Origin of the sequence: Streptomyces aquilus, assembly GCF_003955715.1 — a bacterium.
In the GTDB taxonomy this organism is placed as follows: domain Bacteria; phylum Actinomycetota; class Actinomycetes; order Streptomycetales; family Streptomycetaceae; genus Streptomyces; species Streptomyces aquilus.
In genome coordinates this window covers 9,381,041-9,400,076 of the sequence record NZ_CP034463.1, presented here as the reverse complement: position 1 = coordinate 9,400,076, position 19,036 = coordinate 9,381,041, and the positions used below count along the sequence as shown (strand labels likewise).

The window sequence follows — 19,036 nt, the reverse complement described above, 5'->3', positions numbered from 1 at the left end:
CGTACTGTTGCGATGCAGTGTATCGGGGCAATACAGTGTATCGACATGAGGCATCGTATCGCCGTGGTCGGAGCCGGTCCCGCCGGTCTCACGTTCGCCCGTGTCCTGCACCGCCATGGCCACTCCGTCACCGTCCTCGAGCGCGATCCCGCCCCCGATGCCCGCCCTCCGGGCGGCACGCTGGACCTGCACGCGGGGTTGGGGCAGCTCGCCCTGGACAAGGCGGGGCTGCTGGCGGAGTTCCGGACGCTGTCCCGCCCCGAGGGGCAGGCCATGCGCATCCTGGACACGGACGGGACCGCCCTGCGCGACTGGCGCCCCCGTCCGGGCGACGAGGCCAACCCGGAGATCGACCGGGGGCAGCTCCGCGACCTGCTGCTCGGCCCGCTCGACGTCCAGTGGGGTCGGGGCGTGGCAGAGGTGGCACCCAAGGCCGACGACGGCGTGCTCGTCGGCTTCGAGGACGGGCGGCAGGAGGTGTACGACCTGGTGATCGGCGCGGACGGCGCCTGGTCACGGGTCCGTCCGGCCGTCTCGTCGGTGACACCGCACTACACGGGGGTCACCGCGGTGGAGACCTCCCTCGACGACATCGACGCCCGGCATCCCGACCTGGCCCGGCTGGTCGGTGACGGCTCACTGGCCGTGTACGGGGTGAACCGAGGTCTCGTCGCCCAGCGCAACAGCGGTGGCCACGTCAAGGTGTACGCCCAGTTCCGGGTGCCGCTGGACTGGCACAGGGACCTGGACCTGTCCGACGTCGAGTCCGTCAGGTCGAGCCTCCTGGCGCTGTTCGACGGCTGGGCCGCTCCCGTCCTCGACCTTCTGCGCCGCGGCGGTGTTTTCGCCCCTCGCCCGCTGTACGTCCTGCCCGTGTCCCATACCTGGACTCACGTGCCCGGGGTGACGCTCCTGGGGGACGCCGCCCACCTGATGCCGCCTTTGGGGGCGGGCGCGAACCTCGCGATGCTGGAGGGCGCCGAACTCGCCGAGGCCATCGCCGCCCAGCCGGAAGACCTGGACACCGTCGTCCGCGCCTTCGAGGAACAGATGTGGGCGCGAGCGGGCCGGTGGGCGAGGATGACGGCGGCCGGCCTGGAACGCCTCGTGAGCCCCGACCCCGCCCAGGCCCTCGCCCTCTTCGACGAGGTCCAGCCGTCCTGACGTGTTGCCGGGCGGGCTGCCGGGCCGAGGTCGGTCAGGCGCGGTCGTGGAGCGTGACCTGGTAACCGTCGGGGTCGGCGAACGTGAAGGTCCGGCCGAAGGGGCCGTCGATCGGCGCGGAGACGATGGTGTGGCCGTCGGCGGCGAGCGCGTCGTGGGCGGCCTGGACGTCGGTGGCGTGGAGCCAGATCGCGACACCGATGCCGGGCTGGGCGACGGAGGCGAGATCAGTGCCGGGAAGGACGTCACGGAGGGCGAACGCGATCGGCTTGGTCTCGAACACGACGGCGTGCGGAGGTCCGGCCGGTGAGCGGACGAGGCCCAGGTACCGCTCGTAGAACGCCTGGGAGGCGTCGAGGTCGCGCACTTGGAGCGAGATGAAGTCGGGACCGGTGGCGGGCATGGTGACGCTCCTTCGTTACGTGTCAGTTTTCTGACACGCAGCACGGTATGTCAGAATACTGACATGGGTCAAGAAGGGGTCGGCATCGACCTGGAGACGTCACTGGGCTACCTGCTCAAGGAAGCGTCGAGCGCTCTGCGCACGGCGATGGAGGAAGTGCTGCGACCGCTCGGCATGAGCGTGACGCACTACTCCTGCCTCGAACTGCTGGCGCAGCGACCGGGCTTGTCGAACTCCGAACTCGCGCGGGGCGCGTTCGTGACCCGGCAGACGATGAACGTGCTGCTCCAGGCCCTGGAACGGGACGGCTACGTGACCAGGCCCGCGGAGGCACCCGTCGGGAAGGCGCTGCCCACACGGCTCACACCGAGCGGCCTACGAAGCCTCGAGAAGGCGAGCGCAGCCGTCCGTTCCGTCGAGGCCAGAATGCTGGCCGGGCTGAGCGAGAGCGAACAGGCGGACGCGTTCCGGCTCCTCCAGGGCATGGTCCGTTCCCTGCGCGACGCCCACGAGGGCGCCTAGCGGATCAGGAGCCGAAGCCCCGCGCGGTTTCGTACGCTGGCGGACATGCGGATGCGTCCCACCCTTCACTGGACCCCTCCCTCCGACCTGCCGCCGGGCACCACTGATCTGCGGCCGGTGGTCGAGGCGGTACGCGCCGGTGGTGTCCTCGTACTGAGTGGGGCGGGCATCTCCACGGAGTCGGGCATCCCCGCCTACCGGGGCGAGGGCGGAAGTCTCAGCCGGCACACCCCGATGACCTACCAGGACTTCACCTCCAGCCCGCGCGCCCGGCAGCGGTACTGGGCGCGCAGCCATCTCGGGTGGCGCACGTTCGGGCGCGCGCTGCCCAACGCCGGTCACCGGGCCGTGGCCGCGTTCGCGCGGCACGGGGTGCTCTCGGGTGTGATCACGCAGAACGTCGACGGTCTGCACCAGGCCGCCGGCACTCAGGGCGTCGTGGATCTGCACGGGCGACTGGACCGGGTCGTGTGTCTGTCGTGCGGAGCGACCAGTCCGCGCCGCGACCTCGCCGTACGGCTGGAGGCGGCCAACGCCGGATTCGCGCCGACGGTCGCGGAGATCAACCCCGACGGTGACGCCGATCTCACCGATGAGCAGGTCGGTGACTTCCGGGTCGTACCCTGCGCGGAATGCGACGGCGTGCTCAAACCGGACGTGGTGTTCTTCGGTGAGCCGGTGCCGGTCCACCGGATCGAGCACTGCCGGCGGCTGGTCGGTGAGGCGTCCTCGCTGCTGGTGCTGGGCTCCTCGTTGACGGTGATGTCGGGGCTCAGATTCGTCCGCCAGGCGGCCCAGGCCGACAAGCGGGTGTTCATCATCAACCGGGATCCGACGCGGGGCGACCCGTTCGCCGTCACCCGCGTCGCGCTCCCTCTCGGGACCGCCCTCACGACGGTCGCCGACCAGCTGGACATCCCCGTGGACGGGCAGCCTGCGGCGTAGGAGGACGCCGAGCGCGGGGCGCCCTGGTGAGGGCGCCCCGCTGGTGTGTTGGCGTCGTCAGTCGGTCAGTCCTCCGGGGTCAGGGCGACCTCGGCGCTGCCCGAGAGGGACGGCAGGCCCGCCGGGGGTGTGTCCGTGTAGGTGGCGTTGAAGACCGCCTTCAGGTTGTCCGAGCCGGAGTGACCGCCGTCCACGAACGTCTTGAAGGAGCCGGAGCAGCCGTTGCTGGTGGACAGCGGGTGGCCGTGGGTGTCGTGGCCGAGGATGAAGGAGACGCTGACCTTGGCGCAGTCCACGGGCTGGTCGTCGGTGACGGTGACCTGCCAGGTGACCGTGTCACCCCAGTGGAACGGCGTGCCGCCGTGCGGAGCCGGGTCGGTGGTGAGCGAGACGACCGGGGCCTTGTTGCCGACCACGACCGGAACCGAGGCGGAGGCCGAGCGGCCGGTGCTGTCGGTGACGTTCAGCGTGGCGTCGTAGACCCCGTTCTTGTCGAAGGTGTGCGTCGGGTTGGCCTCCCTGGAGTCCACGGTGCCGTCGGCGTCGAAGTCCCAGGCGTAGCGCAGGGCGTCGCCGTCGGCGTCCTTGGTGCCGGCGCTGGAGAACTTGACCGTCAGCGGGCTGGTGCCGTTGACGACGTCGGCCGCGACCTTGGGCTCCGGGGTGCGGTTGCCCCGGACGAAGTCGATGCGGGAGAGCTGGGCCTCGGGCAGCTCCGCGAAGTAGCCGGTGCCGTACTCCAGGACGTACAGCGCCCCGTCGGGGCCGAACTCGGCGTCGATCGGGCCGTCCGTGGTGATCCCGGGGATCGCGTCCTCGATCTTCTGGACCTCGTTGTTCTTGCCGAGGGTCAGGGCCTTCATCTGGTCGCGGGTCCACTCGTAGAAGAGCGGCTTGCCGTCGAAGTACTGGGGCCAGCGGTTGGCGGCCTTGTTGTGCTTGTCGTAGCGGTACGCCGGGCCGCCCATCGGGCCGATGCCGCCGGTGCCGAGTTCGGGGAACTCCGCGGAGGCGCCGTAGCCGTAGACGATCTCCGCGTTCTCGACCGGGGGCAGCACGCTGCGGCCGGTGTTGTGGCGGGAGTCGTTGAGCGGCTTGGCGCAGTTGAAGGCGCCGCTGGAGGTCTGGGTGGCGAAGTCGTAGTCCTGGTAGGGCATGTCCCGGGTCACGCAGAACGGCCAGCCGTAGTTGGCGGGGCGGTCGATGACCATCCAGCGTCCGTGGCCGGCGGGGCCGCGGCCGGGGTTGGCGGTGTTGGCGTCGGGTGAGTAGTCGGCGACGTAGACCTCACCGGTCTTGTCGTCCACGCCGAAGCGGAAGGGGTTGCGCAGGCCCATGGCGTAGATCTCGGGCCGGGTCTTCGCGGTGCCCGGCGCGAAGAGGTTGCCGTCGGGTATCGCGTAGCCGCCGTGGCGCTTGACCTTGATGCGCAGGACCTTGCCGCGCAGGTCGTTGGTGTTGCCCGCGGTGCGGCGCGCGTCGTAGGCGGGGTTGCGGTCGGGGCGGTCGTCGAGCGGGGCGTAGCCGTCGGAGGAGAACGGGTTGGAGTCGTCGCCGGTCGACAGGAACAGGTTGCCCTTGTGGTCGAAGTCGATCTTGCCGCCGACGTGGCAGCAGATGCCGCGGTCGGCGGGCACGTCGAGGATCTTCTGCTCGGTGTTGTAGTCGAGCTTGTTGCCGACGAGCTTGAACCGCGAGAGCCGGGTGACGCCCTTGTACTTGGCGAAGTCCGCGGCCGTGCCGAACTGCGGTGCGTCGCCCTCGTTGACGCCCGGTGTGGCGGGGTCGTCCATGGGGGTGTCGAGGCGCGGCGAGTAGTAGAGGTAGACCCAGTGGTTCTTGGCGAAGCCGGGGTCGACGGCGATGCCCTGCACGCCCTCCTCGTCGTGCTGGTAGAGCCCGGCGGGGCTCTTCTTCATGTCGGCGGCAAGGAAGTTGACGCCGCTCTTGGGGTCGTGGATGCGGACCTCGCCGGTGCGTGCCGTGTGCAGCACCCGCCGGTCGGGCAGGACGGCCAGGGCCATGGGCTCGCCCGGACGGTCGTTGAGGGTGACCTTCTGGAAGTCCGACGAAGTCGGCGGTGTGGGGTCCGACGGGTGGGCCTGGGCCGCGGGAAGAGGCAGCAGCCCGACGGCTCCGGCCAACGCGGCCGCCCCGACGAGGGTGACGATCCGTCTGTTACGCACTCAGAACTCCTTTGGTCTGAACAGTGGGTGACATGGCGTCAGTTGCAGGCACGCAGAGCCGCGAGGTTGTCGTAGCCGATCTTGGCGAAGTCCAGGGACTGGCCCGGCACGGTCGTGCTCGGTGCGTTGTCCTGCTCGACCATCGGGTTGTGGTAGTTCTTCGCGCCCACCCGGGTGAAGAACCTGCGGTAGTCGATGTCGCCCGTGCCGAAGGGCACCATGTCGTAGCCCAGGCCGCTCTGGAGGTTCACGACGCCGTCCTTGGCGTGGAAGAGCGGGAAGCGGTTGGTGTTGCGGACCACGAGCGCGGCCGGGTCGAACACGTCCTCGCGCTGTGAGCCGTCGTGGGCGGTGTACGTGTGGAACTTGTACTGGGCCACGTGTGCCCAGAACACGTCCAGCTCCAGGTACACGTTCTTGCGGTCCGTCACCTTCAGGAAGTACTCCAGCTTCCGGATGCCGGAGCTGCGGGTCGGCTTGCCCTGGGCGTCGAGCGGGCCGCCGTCGAGGAGGAAGTCGTAGGCCGCGTCGTGGTTGTGGGTGTAGAGCTTGATGCCCTCGCCGCGGGCGATGGCGCCCAGGGTGTTCCACTTCTCCGCGGCCACGTCCCAGTCCGCGCGGTAGGGGGTGTTGGTGGGGTCGGCGCCGGTCCCCATGTGCTCCATGCCGAGGATGTTGGCGATCTCCAGGAAACGCTTGAACGTGTCGAGGTCGGACGAGGTCAGCGGCCAGGACGGCGGGATGTAGCCGTGGCTGCCCTGCGCCCGCAGGCCGTACTCGTCGAGCCAGGAGCGCATGAGCTTCGCGCCCGCCACCGTGCCCAGGTCGGCGCCGCCCGGCGCGTTGGCGTGCTGGCCGTAGCCCGCGAACTCCACCTGGCGGTAGCCGAATCGGGACAGCTGCCGGAACACCTCGCGGAAACCGGAGGGCAGGTCGGAGGCGAGCGGGTCGCGGCCGACGGCGTCACGGACGGTGTAGAGGATGATGCCGCGCTTGTGCGGGGGCACCAGAGCGGAACGTCCCCGGTCGCCTGCGGCGGCTTCCGATCTGTCCTGCGCGAGCGCGGGCGAGGCGCCGAAGACCGGGGCGGCGATCGCCACGGCGGCGGTGGCGGTGCAGGTGCTGAGGAAGCGGCGGCGGCTGACGCCGAGCGTGCGGCGCAGGGCGTCGCCGGTGACGGCTTCGTCGTTGAACGCGGTCACAGGGGTCTCACTTTCGTTGTCGCGATGCTGCGGGTGCCTGCCGGACGCCGTCTCGCAAGAGGACCGGCGAGCGGCAGGAGGTGGCCGCTGGGCGGCCGAACACTGCGCGCGGGGGGTGGAGTTCAGAACGAGCGGACCTTCGTCGTCGCTCGTGAGGGGACGCGGCCGTGGGCTGCTGCCGCGCGGGGATGACGGATCAAGAAGCGTTTCGCAGCCGGTCGGCGAACGACAGCAGCGCGGTGAACTGCTCCGTCAGCCCGGACGGACCCGCGTCGGGGTCCTTGAAGTAGAAGCCCAGCTCCGGGAGGGGGCCGGACAGGCCCGCCTCGTGGGCGCGGGCGACCAGCCGGGCCAGGTCCAGCACGAGCGGAGCGGCCAGGGCCGAGTCGCAGCCCTGCCAGATGGTCTGGAGGATCATGCGCGAGCCGAGGAAGCCCTCGAAGGCCACGTGGTCCCAGGCGGTCTTCCAGTCGCCGAGCACGGGGACGTCGTCGATGTGCACCTCGCCCTGCGGGGTGTGCCCGAGGGTGTCGGCCAGGACGCGTTCCTTGCCGGCGTTCTTCGCCGCGGCCGCGCCCGGGTCGGCCAGCGCCGCCCCGTCGCCGCCGCCCAGCAGGTTGGTGCCGGACCAGGCCCTGACGTGCAGGGCGCGTTGGACGAACATCGGGGCGAGCGCGGCCCGCAGCAGCGTCTGGCCGGTCTTGCCGTCGCGTCCCGCGTGGGGAAGTCCGGCGGCCGCGGCGGCTTCGGTCAGGGCCGGGGTGCGCAGCCCGGTGGACGGCGTGAAGTTGACGTAGGGGCAGCCGGCGCGCACGGCGGCGGCCGCGTAGAGGGAGCTGGCCGGCAGGCGTACGGCGTCCGGTGCGGGCAGCGGCTCCGTGGAGGAGACGTTGACCACGACCACGCGGGCCAGTGCGTGGCGCTCGCGGAACGAGGTGAGGTCGGCGGCGAAGTCGGCGATGAGCTCCTCGTCGCCGCGCGGGTCGTCCGGGAGCGGGCCGCCGATGCGTATCGCCTCGTCGGCGGCGCGGAGTTCGGCGCGTACGGCGGGGGCGAGTCCGTGCGGCAGGACGCCTGCCTCGGTGAGTTGTTCGGCCCGCTTGGGCAGCGGGCAGTGGGTGGTGTCGTGCCCGCCGAAGACGAGCGTGGAAAGGGGCGGCAGACCGGTGCCGTCGAACGGCTGCGTCTCGGTGACCATGCCGGTCGGCGCGTGCAGTCGGGCGGTGACCGCCGCGCATCCGGTGACGGCGGTGGTGGCGACCGATCCGCGGGCTCCGACGAACCAGACGCCGGTGCGCGCGGGACGCTCGCCGGTCCGGGGCTGCGATGCGTTCACGTCGTTGTTCACGAACTGCCTCCCTGCCATGTCGCTGTGCCGAGGTGATGTGGAGGACGGTGGGTGGGGGCTCGGAGGCCTCCCGCCCACCGCCGGCATAGGGGCGGGGGTCTGCCGTACGGCCTGTTGGCGCCGTCAGTGTCGAACCACTGTGTGGTTCCTGTGCACGAAAGGGACCGTAGCCCCGTTCGTCTGTGGCGGGAACCCCTTGTGCATGAAGAAGGCGAACTTCTTCCCGGGCGAGGACAAAGCGAGGTTGGGGGATGGCAACCCCGCTTCGGCGTCGGTCAGTTGTCGCCACCTGCGACGGCGGAGTCGAAGGAGGTCGTCGGGGCCTCGACGGCTTGGACGGGGGTGTACACGGAGTTCTTCTCCGCGCTCTCCTCCACCGCGGCGAGCACCCGCTGCACCTGGAGCCCGTCCGCGAAGGACGGCATCGGGTCCGTGCCGGACGCGATGGCCTCGACGAGGTCGCGGGCCTGGTGGACGAAACTGTGCTCGTAGCCGAGGCCGTGGCCCGGCGGCCACCAGCCCTCCAGATAGGGGTGATCCGGTTCGGTGACGACGATCCTGCGGAACCCCGCGGTCGCGGCGGGCTCCTGGTGGTCGTGGAAGGACAGTTCGTTGAGCCGCTCCAGGTCGAAGGCGAGCGAACCCAGCTCGCCGTTCACCTCCAGCCGCAGGGCGTTCTTGCGGCCCGACGCCATCCGGGTGGCCTCGAACACGGCGAGCGTCCCCGAGGAGAACCGGCCGGTGAAGACGGCCGCGTCATCCACGGTCACCGGCCCGCGCCGGGAGCCGGCGGAAGCGGTCAGGCCCGAGGAGGCACCGTCCAGACGCGGACGTTCCTTGATGAACGTCTCCACCTGGGCGGAGACCCCGACCAGCGGCTCCCCCGTCAGATACTGCGCGAGGTCGACGATGTGGGCGCCGAGGTCGCCGAGCGCCCCCGACCCGGCATGCTCGCGCTGAAGCCGCCACGTGAGCGGGAAGTCGGGGTCGACCAGCCAGTCCTGGAGGTAGCTGACCCGCAGGTGACGCAGCGCTCCGAGCCTGCCGTCGGCGATGAGGCGGCGGGCGAAGGAGAGGGCGGGCACGCGCCGGTAGTTGAAGCCCACCATCGCCAACTGCCCACGGGCCCGGGCCGCTTCGGCGGCCGCGACCATGGCCTCCGCCTCGGCGACCGAGTTGGCCAGCGGCTTCTCGCACAGGACGTGCTTGCCCGCCTCCAGTGCCGCGATGGCGATCTCCGCGTGGCTGTCGCCCGGTGTGCAGACGTCGACGAGCTGTACGTCGTCGCGGGCGATGAGGGCGCGCCAGTCGGTCTCCGCCGCGGCCCAGCCGTGCTGGTCGGCCGCCGCCCGCACGGCGTGCGCGTCGCGGCCGGCGATCGCGGCCAGGACCGGTCGCAGCGGCAGGTCGAACACGTGCCCAACGGTGCGCCAACCTTGTGAGTGGGCGGCGCCCATGAACGCGTAACCGACCATGCCCACGCCGAGCGTCGGCGGTCCGGTCCGGCTGTCCCTCTGTTCCATACGGAGTTCCATACGGATTTCCTCCTCGTCGGAGCGTCACTGACTCATCGCTGTGCTCGCGCTGGGCCCGCGGCCCGGCCCGGTCAGATGAAGCCGGTCGGCAGGTACTGGTCGACGTTGTCCTTGGTGACCACGGCCGAGTAGAGCGTCAGCGAGGACGGGATCTCGAACTCGGCGAGGCCGCCGACACCCTTGCTCTGGCCGAGGGCGCGGGCGAGGTCGATCGCGGAGGCGGCCATCGTCGGCGGGTACAGGACGGTTGCCTTGAGGACGCTGTTGCCGGCCTTGATGGCGTCCATCGCGGACTTGGCGCCCGCGCCGCCGACCATCAGGAAGTCGTCGCGGCCGGCCTGGTCGATGGCGCGCAGCGCGCCGACACCCTGGTCGTCGTCGTGGTTCCAGAGGGCGTCGAAGTTCGACTGGGCCTGGAGGAGTTGGGCCATCTTGGCCTGCCCGGACTCGACCGTGAAGTCGGCCGCCTGGCGGGCGACCTTCCTGATGTTCGGGTAGTTCTTCAGGGCGTCGTCGAAGCCCTTGGTGCGCTGCTGGGTCAGTTCGAGGTTGTCGAGGCCGGCGAGTTCGACGACCTTGGCGTTCTTCTTGCCCTTGAGCTGCTCGCCGATGTAGTGCCCGGCGTTGAGGCCCATGCCGTAGTTGTCGCCGCCGATCCAGCAGCGGTACGCCTGCGGGGAGGCGAAGACGCGGTCCAGGTTGATGACCGGGATGCCGGCCCGCATGGCCTGGAGACCGACCTGGGTGAGGGCCTTGCCGTCGGCCGGCAGGATCACCAGGACGTCGACCTTCTTGTTGATCAGCGTCTGGATCTGGCCGATCTGCGCGGCGGTGTCGTTGGACCCCTCGGTGATCTCCAGCGTCACGTCGGAGTACTTCTTCGCCCGGCTCTTGGCGTTGTCGTTGATGGCGTTGAGCCAGCCGTGGTCGGCCTGCGGGCCGGCGAAGCCGATGGTGACCGGCTTGCCGGGCTTGTCGTCGGCGACCGGGGCGTTGTCGGCGGCCGGTTCCTGGTCCTTGGTCTCGTTGCTGGTGCAGGCCGTCAGCAGCGCCCCGGCGGACACGGCTGCGGTGCCGAACAGCAGTGCTCTGCGGCTGGTGGCGGGGGTTCTTGCCATGGTGGATCGACCCTTCGACTGGGCGGTGTGCGTCAGGACGGGATGGCGGGGGCCGGACGGCGGTGTCAGGGGCCGCCGTCCGGCGGCGTACGGCACGGTCGGCGTCCAGGCGCCGACGTGCGGCGAGTGGCACGGGTGGCTTCAGGCGTCTCCGTGCGGTGAGCGGCACGGGCGGGGCTTCGGGTGTCTCCGTGCGGCGTCGGGCACGGCGGCGTCAGGCGTCTCCGTGCGGCGTACGGCATGGGCGGCGTACGGCATGGGCGGCGTCAAACGTCCCCGTGCGGCGTACGGCACGGTCGGCGTCAGGTGTCCCCGTGCGCTGAGCGGCGCTGGACCAGGACGGCGGCGACGATGATGGCGCCCTTCGCGATCTGCTGGACAGCGGTCTCGAGGTTGTTGAGGGCGAAGATGTTGGTGATCGTGGTGAAGATCAGCACGCCGAGGACGGAGCCGACGATCGTGCCGCGGCCGCCGCTGAGCAGCGTCCCGCCGATGATCGCCGCGGCGATGGCGTCCAGCTCGTAGAGGTTGCCGTTGGTGTTCTGACCCGAGCCGGCGAGCACGATCAGCATGAAGGCGGCGATGCCGCAGCACAGTCCGGACAGCAGGTACAGGTACAGCCGCTGGCGGCGGACGTCGATGCCGGCCAGGCGTGCCGCCTCCGCGTTGCCGCCGACCGCGACGGTGCGCCGGCCGAAGGTGGTGCGGTTGAGCAGCAGCCAGCCGATGACGGTGACCGCGGCGAAGATCAGGACGAGGGGCGGGATGCCGAGGACGTAGGAGTCCCGGCCGCCGAGATCGAGCACCGACTGGACGGTCACGACCTGGGTGCTGCCGTCCGTGATCTGCAGGGCCAGGCCCCGGGCGGAGGCGAGCATGGCCAGGGTCGCGATGAACGGGACCATCCTGCCGTAGGCGATGAGCAGGCCGTTCACCAGTCCGCAGCCCACACCGACGACCACGGCGGTGAAGAGGATGCCCGCGAAGCCGAAGTCCTGTGTGGCCACGGTCGTCGCCCACACCGAGGCGAGCGCGACCATCGCGCCGACCGACAGGTCGATGCCGCCGCTGGTGATGACGAAGGTCATGCCGACGGTGACGACGCCGATCACCGACGCCTGGGTGAGCACGAGTTGGAGATTGCTGGTCGCCAGGAACTCGTCCGGCGCGGTGATCCCGCCGACCGCGACGAGGACGGCGAGGACTCCGAGCAGGGACAGCGTGCGCACGTCCCACCGCAGTCCGGTCAGGCGTGAACTCCCCTTCTCCTCCGCGGATTTCGCGGCGGGGGTCGGCGCGTCCTTCGGCGCCGCGGTGGCCGGCTGCGTCATGACGTCGGGCTCCCTTCCATCACAAGATCGAGTACGCGGTGCTCGTCGAGCTCCCGGGCGTCCGCCGTGTGGACGACGCTGCCTTCGCGGAGCACGAGCACCCGGTCGGCGAGGCCCAGGACCTCGGGCACCTCGCTGGACACGAGGAGTACGGCCAGGCCCTCGTCGGCCAGCCGGCGGATCACGGCGTAGAGCTCGGCCCGGGCGCCGATGTCGACGCCCCTGGTCGGCTCGTCCAGCAGCAGGACCTTGCAGCCGCGCAGCAGCCAGCGGGCGAGCACCGCCTTCTGCTGGTTGCCGCCGGACAGGGTCCTGATCGCGGTGTCGGGGTTGTCCGGCCGCAGGGACAGTTCGCGGACCGCCTGGTGGGTCGCGGCGCGTTCGCCGCGCCGGTCGATCCAGCCCGCGCGGGCGAACCGGGACAGGGTGGAGACCGAGACGTTGCTGCTGACGGACTCCAGCATCAGCAGGGCCTGTGCCTTGCGTTCCTCGGGCGCGAGCCCGATGCCGGCGCGTACGGCGGCACGTACGCTCCCGGGTCGCAGGGGGCTGCCGTCGACGAGCACCCGGCCTGCGTCGGGTTTGCGGGCCCCGTAGATGGTCTCCAGGATCTCGCTGCGCCCCGACCCGACGAGTCCGGCAAGGCCGACGATCTCCCCGGGCCGCAACTCCAGGTCGACGGGCGCGAACTCCCCTCGCCGGGTGAGCCCTTCGACCCTCAGCACCGGTTCCCGCTGCGCGGCGAACCCGGCCGCGGGGCGTTCGGGGAAGACGTACTCGACGTTCCGCCCGGTCATCAGGGCCACGACCTCGTTCGTCGGGGTCGACTCGGCGGGCAGGCCGCCCGCGACCGACCGGCCCTCCTTGAGGACGGTGACCCGGTCGCCGATGCGGCGGATCTCCTCCAGGCGGTGCGAGATGTAGATGACGGCGACGCCTTCGGCGGTGAGATCGGCCACGATCCTGAAGAGGTTGTCGACCTCTTCGGGGTCGAGCGCCGCCGACGGCTCGTCCATGACGATCAACCGCACCTCGTGGGAGAGGGCGCGGGCCATGGAGACGATCTGCTGCTGGGCCGCGGACAACTCGCCGACGAGCCGGGCGGGTTCGATCTCCGAGTGCCCGAGACGTTGCAGCAGCTGCGCGGTCGCGGTGCGGGCGGCGGCGCCGCGCACGACGAATCCGGCGGAGGTGGGTTCGTGTCCGAGGAAGACGTTCTCGGCGACGGACAGGCCCTCGATCAGGTCGAGTTCCTGGTAGATGGTGGCGATTCCGAGGCGCATGGCGGCGATCGGTGACCCCAGGGTGACGGGCTCGCCCCGCCAGGTGATCTCACCGTCGTCGGGCTGGTGGGCTCCGGCGAGCACCTTGATCAGCGTGGACTTGCCGGCGCCGTTCTGGCCGAGGAGGCAGTGGACTTCACCGGCCTCGACTTCGAGGTCCACGCCGTCCAGGGCGCGGACACCCGGGAAGGACTTGGTGATGCCGGACATGGTGAGCAGGGGTGGTTGTGGTGCCATGAGGAATCCCCTCGGCGGATGCGGGCCGTGAGTGGGCAGGGCAGGGCAGGGCGTGGAGGAGCAGTGCAGGGCGGGCAGGCTTGATGGCCGTGTGGTGCCATCGGCAGGTTTGTGACGGCACGTGATCGACGTGCTGTCACATGTGTGGTGCTGCGCCCTCGGGAGCCGGTCAGGCCGGCGAGAAGACGTGGTCGCTGATGAGCCGGGCCGCGCCGATGGCTCCGGCCACCGGCCCCAACTCACCCAGTACGATCGGCAGGTTGCCCGTGGCCAGCGGCAGGGACTGCCGGTACACCTGGGTCCGGACACTGGCCAGCAACGTGTGACCCAGTCCGGTCACACCTCCGCCGATGACCACCAGACCGGGGTTGAAGAAACTGACGAGTCCGGCGACGACCTGTCCCAGACGTTTGCCGCCTTCCCGGATGAGTTCCAGCGCCACGGTGTCTCCCGCCGCGGCGGCGGCCGACACATCCGCGGCGGTCAGGCTTCCCGCGGTCTCCAGCCGGGTGGCGAGATACGCCGACCGGCCCTCGCGGGCGGCCTGTTCCGCGTCCTCGGCCAGCGCGGCCCCGCTGAAGTGGGCTTCCAGGCAGCCCCGGTTGCCGCAGGCGCAGGGCCGTCCGTCCGGGACGGCCTGGATGTGCCCGATGTCCCCGGCGCTGCCGGTGACACCCCGATGGACACCCCCGCCGACCACGATGCCGCAGCCGATACCGGTACCGATCTTCACGCACAGGAAATCACCCACGGAACGGGCGACACCCGCGTGCTGCTCCCCCATCGCCATCAGGTTCACGTCGTTGTCGACCATCACCGGACAGCCCAGCTCCTGACTGAGCGCCTCCCGCACCGGGAAACCGTCCCAGCCCGGCATGATCGGCGGCGCGACCGGCACACCCTCCGGGAAGCGGACCGGCCCCGGCACACCGATACCGGCACCGTCGAAACCCTCCGCCAGCCCGGTCGCCTTCAACTTCGCCGCCATGGACAGGACTTGCTCGAAGACCGCGACCGGGCCCTCACGGACGTCCATGGGCTGGTTGAGATGGCCGAGGATCTCCAGCTCCGCGTTGGTGACGGCGACATCGACCGAGGTCGCACCGATGTCGACACCGAGGAACCGCAGCCCCGGGTTGAGCCGGATGTTGTGCGACCGGCGGCCACCGCGGGACGGGGCCAGCCCGTCCGCGACCACCAGTCCGGTCTCCAGCAGCCGGTCCACCTCGACGGCCAGCTTCGAACGGGACAGGTCCACCAGGTCGCCCAGCTGGGCGCGGGAGTTGGCCCCGTTGTCACGCAGCAGACGCAGCAGCCGCGCCTGATGGGCGTTCTCAGGCCGAGCAGTCATCCGTCGCACGGTCCCTCCTCCCCTCAACCCACGGCCGGGAACCCGGCGCCGTCTCCACCGACCGCGCCACCGGGCTGTCGGAGAGGAACGTAACAACCATTTTCCAGACTGGGAAGTACTTGCGCAGGAGTAGAGGCAATCTTTTTCCACACTCAGGACAAAGTCTGGGATGCCGAGGGACGCGCAGGGCCGCCGCCCCCTGTGGAAGGGGACGGCGGCCCTCGTGTCACGTGTGGTTGAGGTGGCGGCGCCGGCGGAGTCAGTCCCCCGCCGGCCGGGAAGACGACCTGCGCAGCAGCCACTGCCGGAACCCTCGGCGCGGAGGCCGCACCACCACGCTGCCGTGGGCCTTCTGGCCGACCAGTTCCACGCGCAGCCTGACCGGTGTGCCGTCCGGCGCCGTCCGCGTGGGGCGGTGTTTGAGCGGGCAGTGGATCCGGGTCAGTTCGTCGGCGTCGATCTCGACGCCGGGCCCCGTGACGAGCGTCAGGGTCTTCCCCGTCATGGCGACGTCGATCTGCAGGGTGTCCTGAGTGATCACGGCCTCGGTGAAGTCGAGGGTGACGTCACACCAGCTCACCGCGAGCTCCAGCCGCCGCGGCAGCACCCAACGCCCGGTCCGCTTGACCGCCCCGCTGAACACGTGATCGATCCGGACGACGTCCTTGGGCACCACGCCCCCGGCCACGGCACCGCCCGCCGGGGTCGCCGCCACGGGCAGATCCGCGGTGAGCCCGGCCAGTTCGCTCAGCGTCCGCGCCGACAGGGCGGCTTCCAGCCGCTCGTCCAACTCGTCCGCCGTCAGCAGGCCGTCCCCCGCGGCGATCCGCAGTACGTCCACCACCCTGTCCCGGTCGGCATGAGAGGCACGCAGTTCGGGTGACGAACCGGGGCCGGAGCGCTTTCCGTTGGGCGACATCTCTCCCGACATGCTTCCGTCCTGCTCCTGTCCGACGTCTCCGCGCGGCGCGGGCAGCGACGATGCACGGCATACGGCACCCATCATGCCGGGGTCCGCGCGCGACGACAACGGCCTCCCGGGCGCCCGTTGACGGGGGGTGCTTGCGACCCGGCGTTACGGCGCCAGGGTACGAAGGACGCAGAACTCGTTGCCCTCCGGGTCCGCCATGACCACCCAGCTCCGGCCCGCACCCTGACCCACGTCCGTCCGGGTCGCGCCGAGGGCCAGCAGTCGGGCCACCTCGTCCTCGGTACCGCGGTCGATCGGACTGACGTCGAGATGCAGCCGGTTCTTCACGGACTTGCCTTCCGGCACCTGGACGAACAGGACGGTGGGCGGCATCTGGCGCGCCCGGACCTCCTCGACGGTCGGCACCCAGGATCCGATCTCGACCTTGCCCTCGCCCCGCTCGATCACCTTGAAGTCCAGGACCTCGCACCAGAAGGCCGCCTGCCGCTCCGGGTCGTGGCAGTCAACGGCCAGTTCGGTGAACCTACTTGTCATGACGCTCCCCGGTAGTACGGACGGAGACTCAGGGTATGGCCAAAGGATCACCGAGGGGTGAGCCCAGACGGCGTCTCTCTCCCCCGTATGCCTGCCGCGTGAACTCCGCTTCCCAAGCTGCCCGTTGCTCCCGGAGAACAGTGACGCCGACGCTCTGAGCGCACACAGGCAACGCCTCCCGATCGACATCCGGCCGAACTGCACCGCCGGTTGCCGGGGATGGTCGCGGTCGACCGGCTCACCGTCTCGGTGCCGGCCACCGCCTGCCAACCCCGTCGATGACGATCCCGACCCGATGACACCGTTCAGCGGTACCCGTACCCCCGGCTAGGCTGACGGCCGCGCCTGAGACAACAAGGCTCGGTCCGGTAGGACAAGGCGAAAGGCAGGACGCTGATGACCTCCGGTCCCGGACTGGGCTACCACCCCGCCGTGCTCGCGCTGCGGCTCTTGCTGGAGGTCACCGCGTTGGTGTGCTTCGGATACTGGGCCTGGCACGTCTCCCCGCAGGGGCTGCGGTACGTCACGGTGGTGGCCGTACCGGTGCTGGTCGCCGCGGCCTGGGGGGTCTTCGCGACCCCTGGCGACGAGTCCCGCTCCGGAAACACCGTCGTCACTACCCCGGGCCCCGTGCGGCTGCTCCTCGAACTCACCGTCTTCTTCGGCGGCGCGGCAGCCCTCTACGCGGCGGGGGCCCACACCCCCGCCCTGGCGCTCACGGTCGTTCTGGTGGCCTACCACGCCGCCTCCCTCGACCGGATCGCGTGGCTGATGCGGCAGTGACAGGGGCGGCTCGCCCGCGGCGTCCGCGCCCTTCGGGCCGGTCCGCCGACAGCGTCGGACACTACGCTGGACACGTGATCGAGGATGCGAACGTACGTCTCGCCGACCTGCTCGACCGTCGCTCGGAGGGGCACGAGCCCGCGCCGGAGGCGGTGCTCTCCGCGCTGTTCGAGGGCGGGGTGTTCGTCCCCGTCACCGAGACCGGATCGGTGGTGTTCCTCCCCTACGACGACCAGCCGCCCACCCTGCTCGGGTTCACCGATGCGGGCCTCGGCGCGCAGCTGCTGCCCACGGCTGCGGGAATGGTCCACTGCGACGCGACGCGACTGAGGGACATCCTGGAGAAGACCGGCGTCGCGGTGCTCGGGGTGCGCTCCGGGAACGGGCAGGCGATCTTTCCCGAGCAGGCGCTGCGGGACTGGGCGACCCACGGGCCCGGAGCGGAGATGGAGCTCAGCCGGTCCACCGACCCGGTGGCGGTCGCCCTGCGGGACGCACTGGCCCGGCGGATCCGTGAGTTTCCCGCCGTCCGCTCGGTGTGGGTGGCGCACGTCCGGTGGCGGGTCGGCGGCGAGGAACACCTGCTGCTGCACGTCGCCGTCGACGAGGAGCTGCCCTCGGCCGCTGCCGACCGCCTGATGCAGGTGCTGCTGGGCGAAGAGGTGCGGCTCGGCCAGGAGCACCCGAAGGTCGGCATGCTCGCCCTCCACACCACCACCCACGCCGACGCGATCGCCCACCTGGACCGCCTGGGCCTGGACACGGTCCGCCAGGACGCCGCGTCGGGCCAGGTCCGGGTGACATCCCGCGAGTACGACGACCCGTCGGCGCTCCCGGCGAGCGACTCGGCGCAGCAACCGCGGGCGAGGCGCCGCTGGTTCGGCCGCGCCTGACGGAACCGCCTGAGCCCTTCCGGTTCCTGCCCCGCGCCCGTTCGACACGAACGAAAAAGTGCGCCGCCACGCGAACTGGACTGCGTGGCGGCGCACCCGATCACTCTCGCGATCCCGTTGCCCGAGCGGGCCAGGGTCAGGCGGGGGTGATGTTCTCCGCCTGCGGGCCCTTCTGGCCCTGGGTGATGTCGAAGGTCACCGCCTGGCCCTCCTGGAGCTCACGGAAGCCGGAGGCGTTGATGTTGGAGTAGTGCGCGAAGACGTCCGGACCGCCGCCGTCCTGGGCGATGAAGCCGAACCCCTTCTCCGAGTTGAACCACTTCACGGTTCCGCTGGCCATGTTGATGCCTTTCCGTAGACGTACAGGAACCGCGCCGCGCGGCCCTGGAGGTGATCGTCCTGGTCCAGCACTGCACAGCAAAACGCCCACGCCAAAGCGCGGGCAGGTACTGCGAACCACGACAGCCGGGACTGACGCTACACGGCGAAGCGGATCATCTCCAGAGAGCAACAACTATGAAACCGGGCCAATGAACTTCGGCGGCATCACGGCGGGCCCGTACGGCAGTTGCCGCTTCGGCCTCAGCAAGGCGCCCGGAGCGGGGGCGGGAAGCCGGTCCAGCGCAGGTCTTCCGGGAGGTGACTCATGTCGTTGAGGACCAGGACACCAGCCGGCCGGTCCGGGGCATAACGGATGACGGTGAGCGCGGCATTGCCGGCGTTGATCCCCGTCCAACGCCAGGCCGGGGCGTCCATCGCGGCGCGCACCAGCCAGGCGATCAGAAACGCGTGGGTGACGACCAGCTCGTGCCGTGGCGCGTCTCCCTCAGCGACCGGACCGGTGAAGTCCGACACCGCCTGGCGGGCCAGCTCCGCGCCACTCACACGCTCCTCGGCCGTCACCCACGCGAAGCGCGCCACCATCGCGTCTGCGAACGCCGAGGGCAGCTCATCGCGCTGGGGGACGTACGGCACATAGTCGCCGGCCGCCCGGGACTCCCGCAGCGGCATCTCACCCAACTGCTCCCCCACCAGCCGAGCCGTCTGCGCCGCACGGGGCAACGGGCCATGGTGTACGGCGGTCAGCGGTACGCCGTGCAGGCGCTTGCCCAGCAGCTCCGCCTGCCGTCGGCCGGCCGAGGTCAGCTCGTTCTCGTCGGGTGTGGCCTCGCCATGGCGAGCGAGATACAGGTATCGATCTTGCATGCCGGGGTGGACGCCTCCCCACCAGGTCCCGGTTCCCGCCCGCACGGAATCCGTTTCCCACAGA

The 19,036-nt window shown here is 70.7% G+C and carries 18 protein-coding genes; 5 read left to right on the top strand and 13 right to left on the bottom strand.

Features of this window, described 5'->3' with window-relative positions; all coding sequences use genetic code 11:
• Positions 1–45: 45 nt before the first annotated feature.
• A complete protein-coding gene (locus EJC51_RS43055) occupies positions 46–1,164 on the top strand; it encodes an FAD-dependent oxidoreductase (RefSeq protein ID WP_126276085.1) in 1,119 nt (372 codons plus the stop codon).
• 34 nt (positions 1,165–1,198) lie between these two features.
• On the opposite strand, the gene EJC51_RS43050 is transcribed toward EJC51_RS43055, so the two are convergent.
• On the bottom strand, positions 1,199–1,567 hold the full coding sequence (locus EJC51_RS43050) for a VOC family protein (RefSeq protein ID WP_126276084.1): 369 nt from the start codon (positions 1,565–1,567) through the stop codon (positions 1,199–1,201).
• 63 nt (positions 1,568–1,630) lie between these two features.
• On the opposite strand from EJC51_RS43050, the gene EJC51_RS43045 reads away from it, so the two are divergent.
• Positions 1,631–2,089 (top strand): MarR family winged helix-turn-helix transcriptional regulator, encoded by a 459-nt coding sequence (locus EJC51_RS43045; protein ID WP_126276083.1) that lies wholly within the window; start codon positions 1,631–1,633, stop codon positions 2,087–2,089.
• A gap of 45 nt (positions 2,090–2,134) precedes the next feature.
• On the top strand, positions 2,135–3,034 hold the full coding sequence (locus EJC51_RS43040) for an NAD-dependent protein deacetylase (protein WP_126276082.1): 900 nt from the start codon (positions 2,135–2,137) through the stop codon (positions 3,032–3,034).
• 65 nt (positions 3,035–3,099) lie between these two features.
• Here the strand turns inward: EJC51_RS43040 and EJC51_RS43035 are convergent, their stop codons facing one another.
• The 10 genes from EJC51_RS43035 to EJC51_RS42990 form a co-directional block, all read right to left on the bottom strand.
• Complete coding sequence (locus tag EJC51_RS43035; RefSeq protein WP_126276081.1) at positions 3,100–5,220, bottom strand: PQQ-dependent sugar dehydrogenase; 2,121 nt, start codon at positions 5,218–5,220, stop codon at positions 3,100–3,102.
• 38 nt (positions 5,221–5,258) lie between these two features.
• Positions 5,259–6,422 (bottom strand): sugar phosphate isomerase/epimerase family protein, encoded by a 1,164-nt coding sequence (locus EJC51_RS43030; protein ID WP_126276080.1) that lies wholly within the window; start codon positions 6,420–6,422, stop codon positions 5,259–5,261.
• A gap of 196 nt (positions 6,423–6,618) precedes the next feature.
• Positions 6,619–7,770: an inositol-3-phosphate synthase gene (locus tag EJC51_RS43025; RefSeq protein ID WP_126276079.1), complete on the bottom strand. Its 1,152-nt coding sequence runs from the start codon at positions 7,768–7,770 to the stop codon at positions 6,619–6,621.
• Between the two features lie 275 nt (positions 7,771–8,045).
• Positions 8,046–9,293 carry a Gfo/Idh/MocA family protein gene (locus tag EJC51_RS43020; protein ID WP_126276078.1) on the bottom strand — a complete coding sequence of 416 codons (1,248 nt, stop codon included), beginning with the start codon at positions 9,291–9,293 and terminating at the stop codon, positions 8,046–8,048.
• Positions 9,294–9,376: 83 nt separating this feature from the next.
• Entirely contained in the window at positions 9,377–10,423 is a 1,047-nt protein-coding gene (locus EJC51_RS43015; protein ID WP_126276077.1) for a substrate-binding domain-containing protein, read from the bottom strand.
• A 302-nt stretch (positions 10,424–10,725) separates the two neighbouring features.
• The gene (locus tag EJC51_RS43010; RefSeq protein ID WP_126276076.1) at positions 10,726–11,754 is read right to left on the bottom strand and encodes an ABC transporter permease; all 1,029 of its coding nucleotides are present in this window, start codon (positions 11,752–11,754) and stop codon (positions 10,726–10,728) included.
• A complete protein-coding gene (locus tag EJC51_RS43005; RefSeq protein WP_126276075.1) occupies positions 11,751–13,274 on the bottom strand; it encodes a sugar ABC transporter ATP-binding protein in 1,524 nt (507 codons plus the stop codon). The genes EJC51_RS43010 and EJC51_RS43005 overlap by 4 nt, the downstream gene beginning before the upstream one ends.
• A 169-nt stretch (positions 13,275–13,443) precedes the next feature.
• The gene (locus EJC51_RS43000; RefSeq protein ID WP_126276074.1) at positions 13,444–14,625 is read right to left on the bottom strand and encodes an ROK family transcriptional regulator; all 1,182 of its coding nucleotides are present in this window, start codon (positions 14,623–14,625) and stop codon (positions 13,444–13,446) included.
• A gap of 259 nt (positions 14,626–14,884) precedes the next feature.
• Positions 14,885–15,556 (bottom strand): DUF1707 SHOCT-like domain-containing protein, encoded by a 672-nt coding sequence (locus EJC51_RS42995; RefSeq protein ID WP_126276073.1) that lies wholly within the window; start codon positions 15,554–15,556, stop codon positions 14,885–14,887.
• A gap of 144 nt (positions 15,557–15,700) precedes the next feature.
• Positions 15,701–16,090, bottom strand: coding sequence for a VOC family protein (locus tag EJC51_RS42990; RefSeq protein WP_126276072.1), 390 nt, complete (start codon positions 16,088–16,090; stop codon positions 15,701–15,703).
• 396 nt (positions 16,091–16,486) lie between these two features.
• Here EJC51_RS42990 and EJC51_RS42985 point away from each other — a divergent pair, with 396 nt between their 5' ends.
• Positions 16,487–16,873 (top strand): YrdB family protein, encoded by a 387-nt coding sequence (locus EJC51_RS42985; protein WP_126276071.1) that lies wholly within the window; start codon positions 16,487–16,489, stop codon positions 16,871–16,873.
• A gap of 74 nt (positions 16,874–16,947) precedes the next feature.
• Positions 16,948–17,766: a hypothetical protein gene (locus EJC51_RS42980; RefSeq protein ID WP_126276070.1), complete on the top strand. Its 819-nt coding sequence runs from the start codon at positions 16,948–16,950 to the stop codon at positions 17,764–17,766.
• Between the two features lie 136 nt (positions 17,767–17,902).
• Here the strand turns inward: EJC51_RS42980 and EJC51_RS42975 are convergent, their stop codons facing one another.
• Positions 17,903–18,106 (bottom strand): cold-shock protein, encoded by a 204-nt coding sequence (locus EJC51_RS42975; RefSeq protein ID WP_059190954.1) that lies wholly within the window; start codon positions 18,104–18,106, stop codon positions 17,903–17,905.
• A 242-nt stretch (positions 18,107–18,348) separates the two neighbouring features.
• Positions 18,349–18,972, bottom strand: a complete 624-nt coding sequence (locus EJC51_RS42970) for a histidine phosphatase family protein (RefSeq protein WP_126276069.1) — start codon at positions 18,970–18,972, stop codon at positions 18,349–18,351.
• Positions 18,973–19,036 lie beyond the last annotated feature (64 nt).

Bases quoted from the DNA above. Each gene is read 5' to 3' on its own strand.
- EJC51_RS43040 (WP_126276082.1), top strand. From the start codon at position 2,135: ATGCGGATGCGTCCCACCCTTCACTGGACCCCTCCCTCCGACCTGCCG.
- EJC51_RS43010 (WP_126276076.1), bottom strand. From the start codon at position 11,754: ATGACGCAGCCGGCCACCGCGGCGCCGAAGGACGCGCCGACCCCCGCC.
- EJC51_RS43015 (WP_126276077.1), bottom strand. From the start codon at position 10,423: ATGGCAAGAACCCCCGCCACCAGCCGCAGAGCACTGCTGTTCGGCACC.
- EJC51_RS43055 (WP_126276085.1), top strand. From the start codon at position 46: ATGAGGCATCGTATCGCCGTGGTCGGAGCCGGTCCCGCCGGTCTCACG.
- EJC51_RS42990 (WP_126276072.1), bottom strand. From the start codon at position 16,090: ATGACAAGTAGGTTCACCGAACTGGCCGTTGACTGCCACGACCCGGAG.
- EJC51_RS42970 (WP_126276069.1), bottom strand. From the start codon at position 18,972: ATGCAAGATCGATACCTGTATCTCGCTCGCCATGGCGAGGCCACACCC.
- EJC51_RS43000 (WP_126276074.1), bottom strand. From the start codon at position 14,625: ATGACTGCTCGGCCTGAGAACGCCCATCAGGCGCGGCTGCTGCGTCTG.
- EJC51_RS43045 (WP_126276083.1), top strand. From the start codon at position 1,631: ATGGGTCAAGAAGGGGTCGGCATCGACCTGGAGACGTCACTGGGCTAC.
- EJC51_RS43050 (WP_126276084.1), bottom strand. From the start codon at position 1,567: ATGCCCGCCACCGGTCCCGACTTCATCTCGCTCCAAGTGCGCGACCTC.
- EJC51_RS42975 (WP_059190954.1), bottom strand. From the start codon at position 18,106: ATGGCCAGCGGAACCGTGAAGTGGTTCAACTCGGAGAAGGGGTTCGGC.
- EJC51_RS42985 (WP_126276071.1), top strand. From the start codon at position 16,487: ATGACCTCCGGTCCCGGACTGGGCTACCACCCCGCCGTGCTCGCGCTG.
- EJC51_RS42995 (WP_126276073.1), bottom strand. From the start codon at position 15,556: ATGTCGGGAGAGATGTCGCCCAACGGAAAGCGCTCCGGCCCCGGTTCG.
- EJC51_RS43020 (WP_126276078.1), bottom strand. From the start codon at position 9,293: ATGGAACAGAGGGACAGCCGGACCGGACCGCCGACGCTCGGCGTGGGC.
- EJC51_RS43005 (WP_126276075.1), bottom strand. From the start codon at position 13,274: ATGGCACCACAACCACCCCTGCTCACCATGTCCGGCATCACCAAGTCC.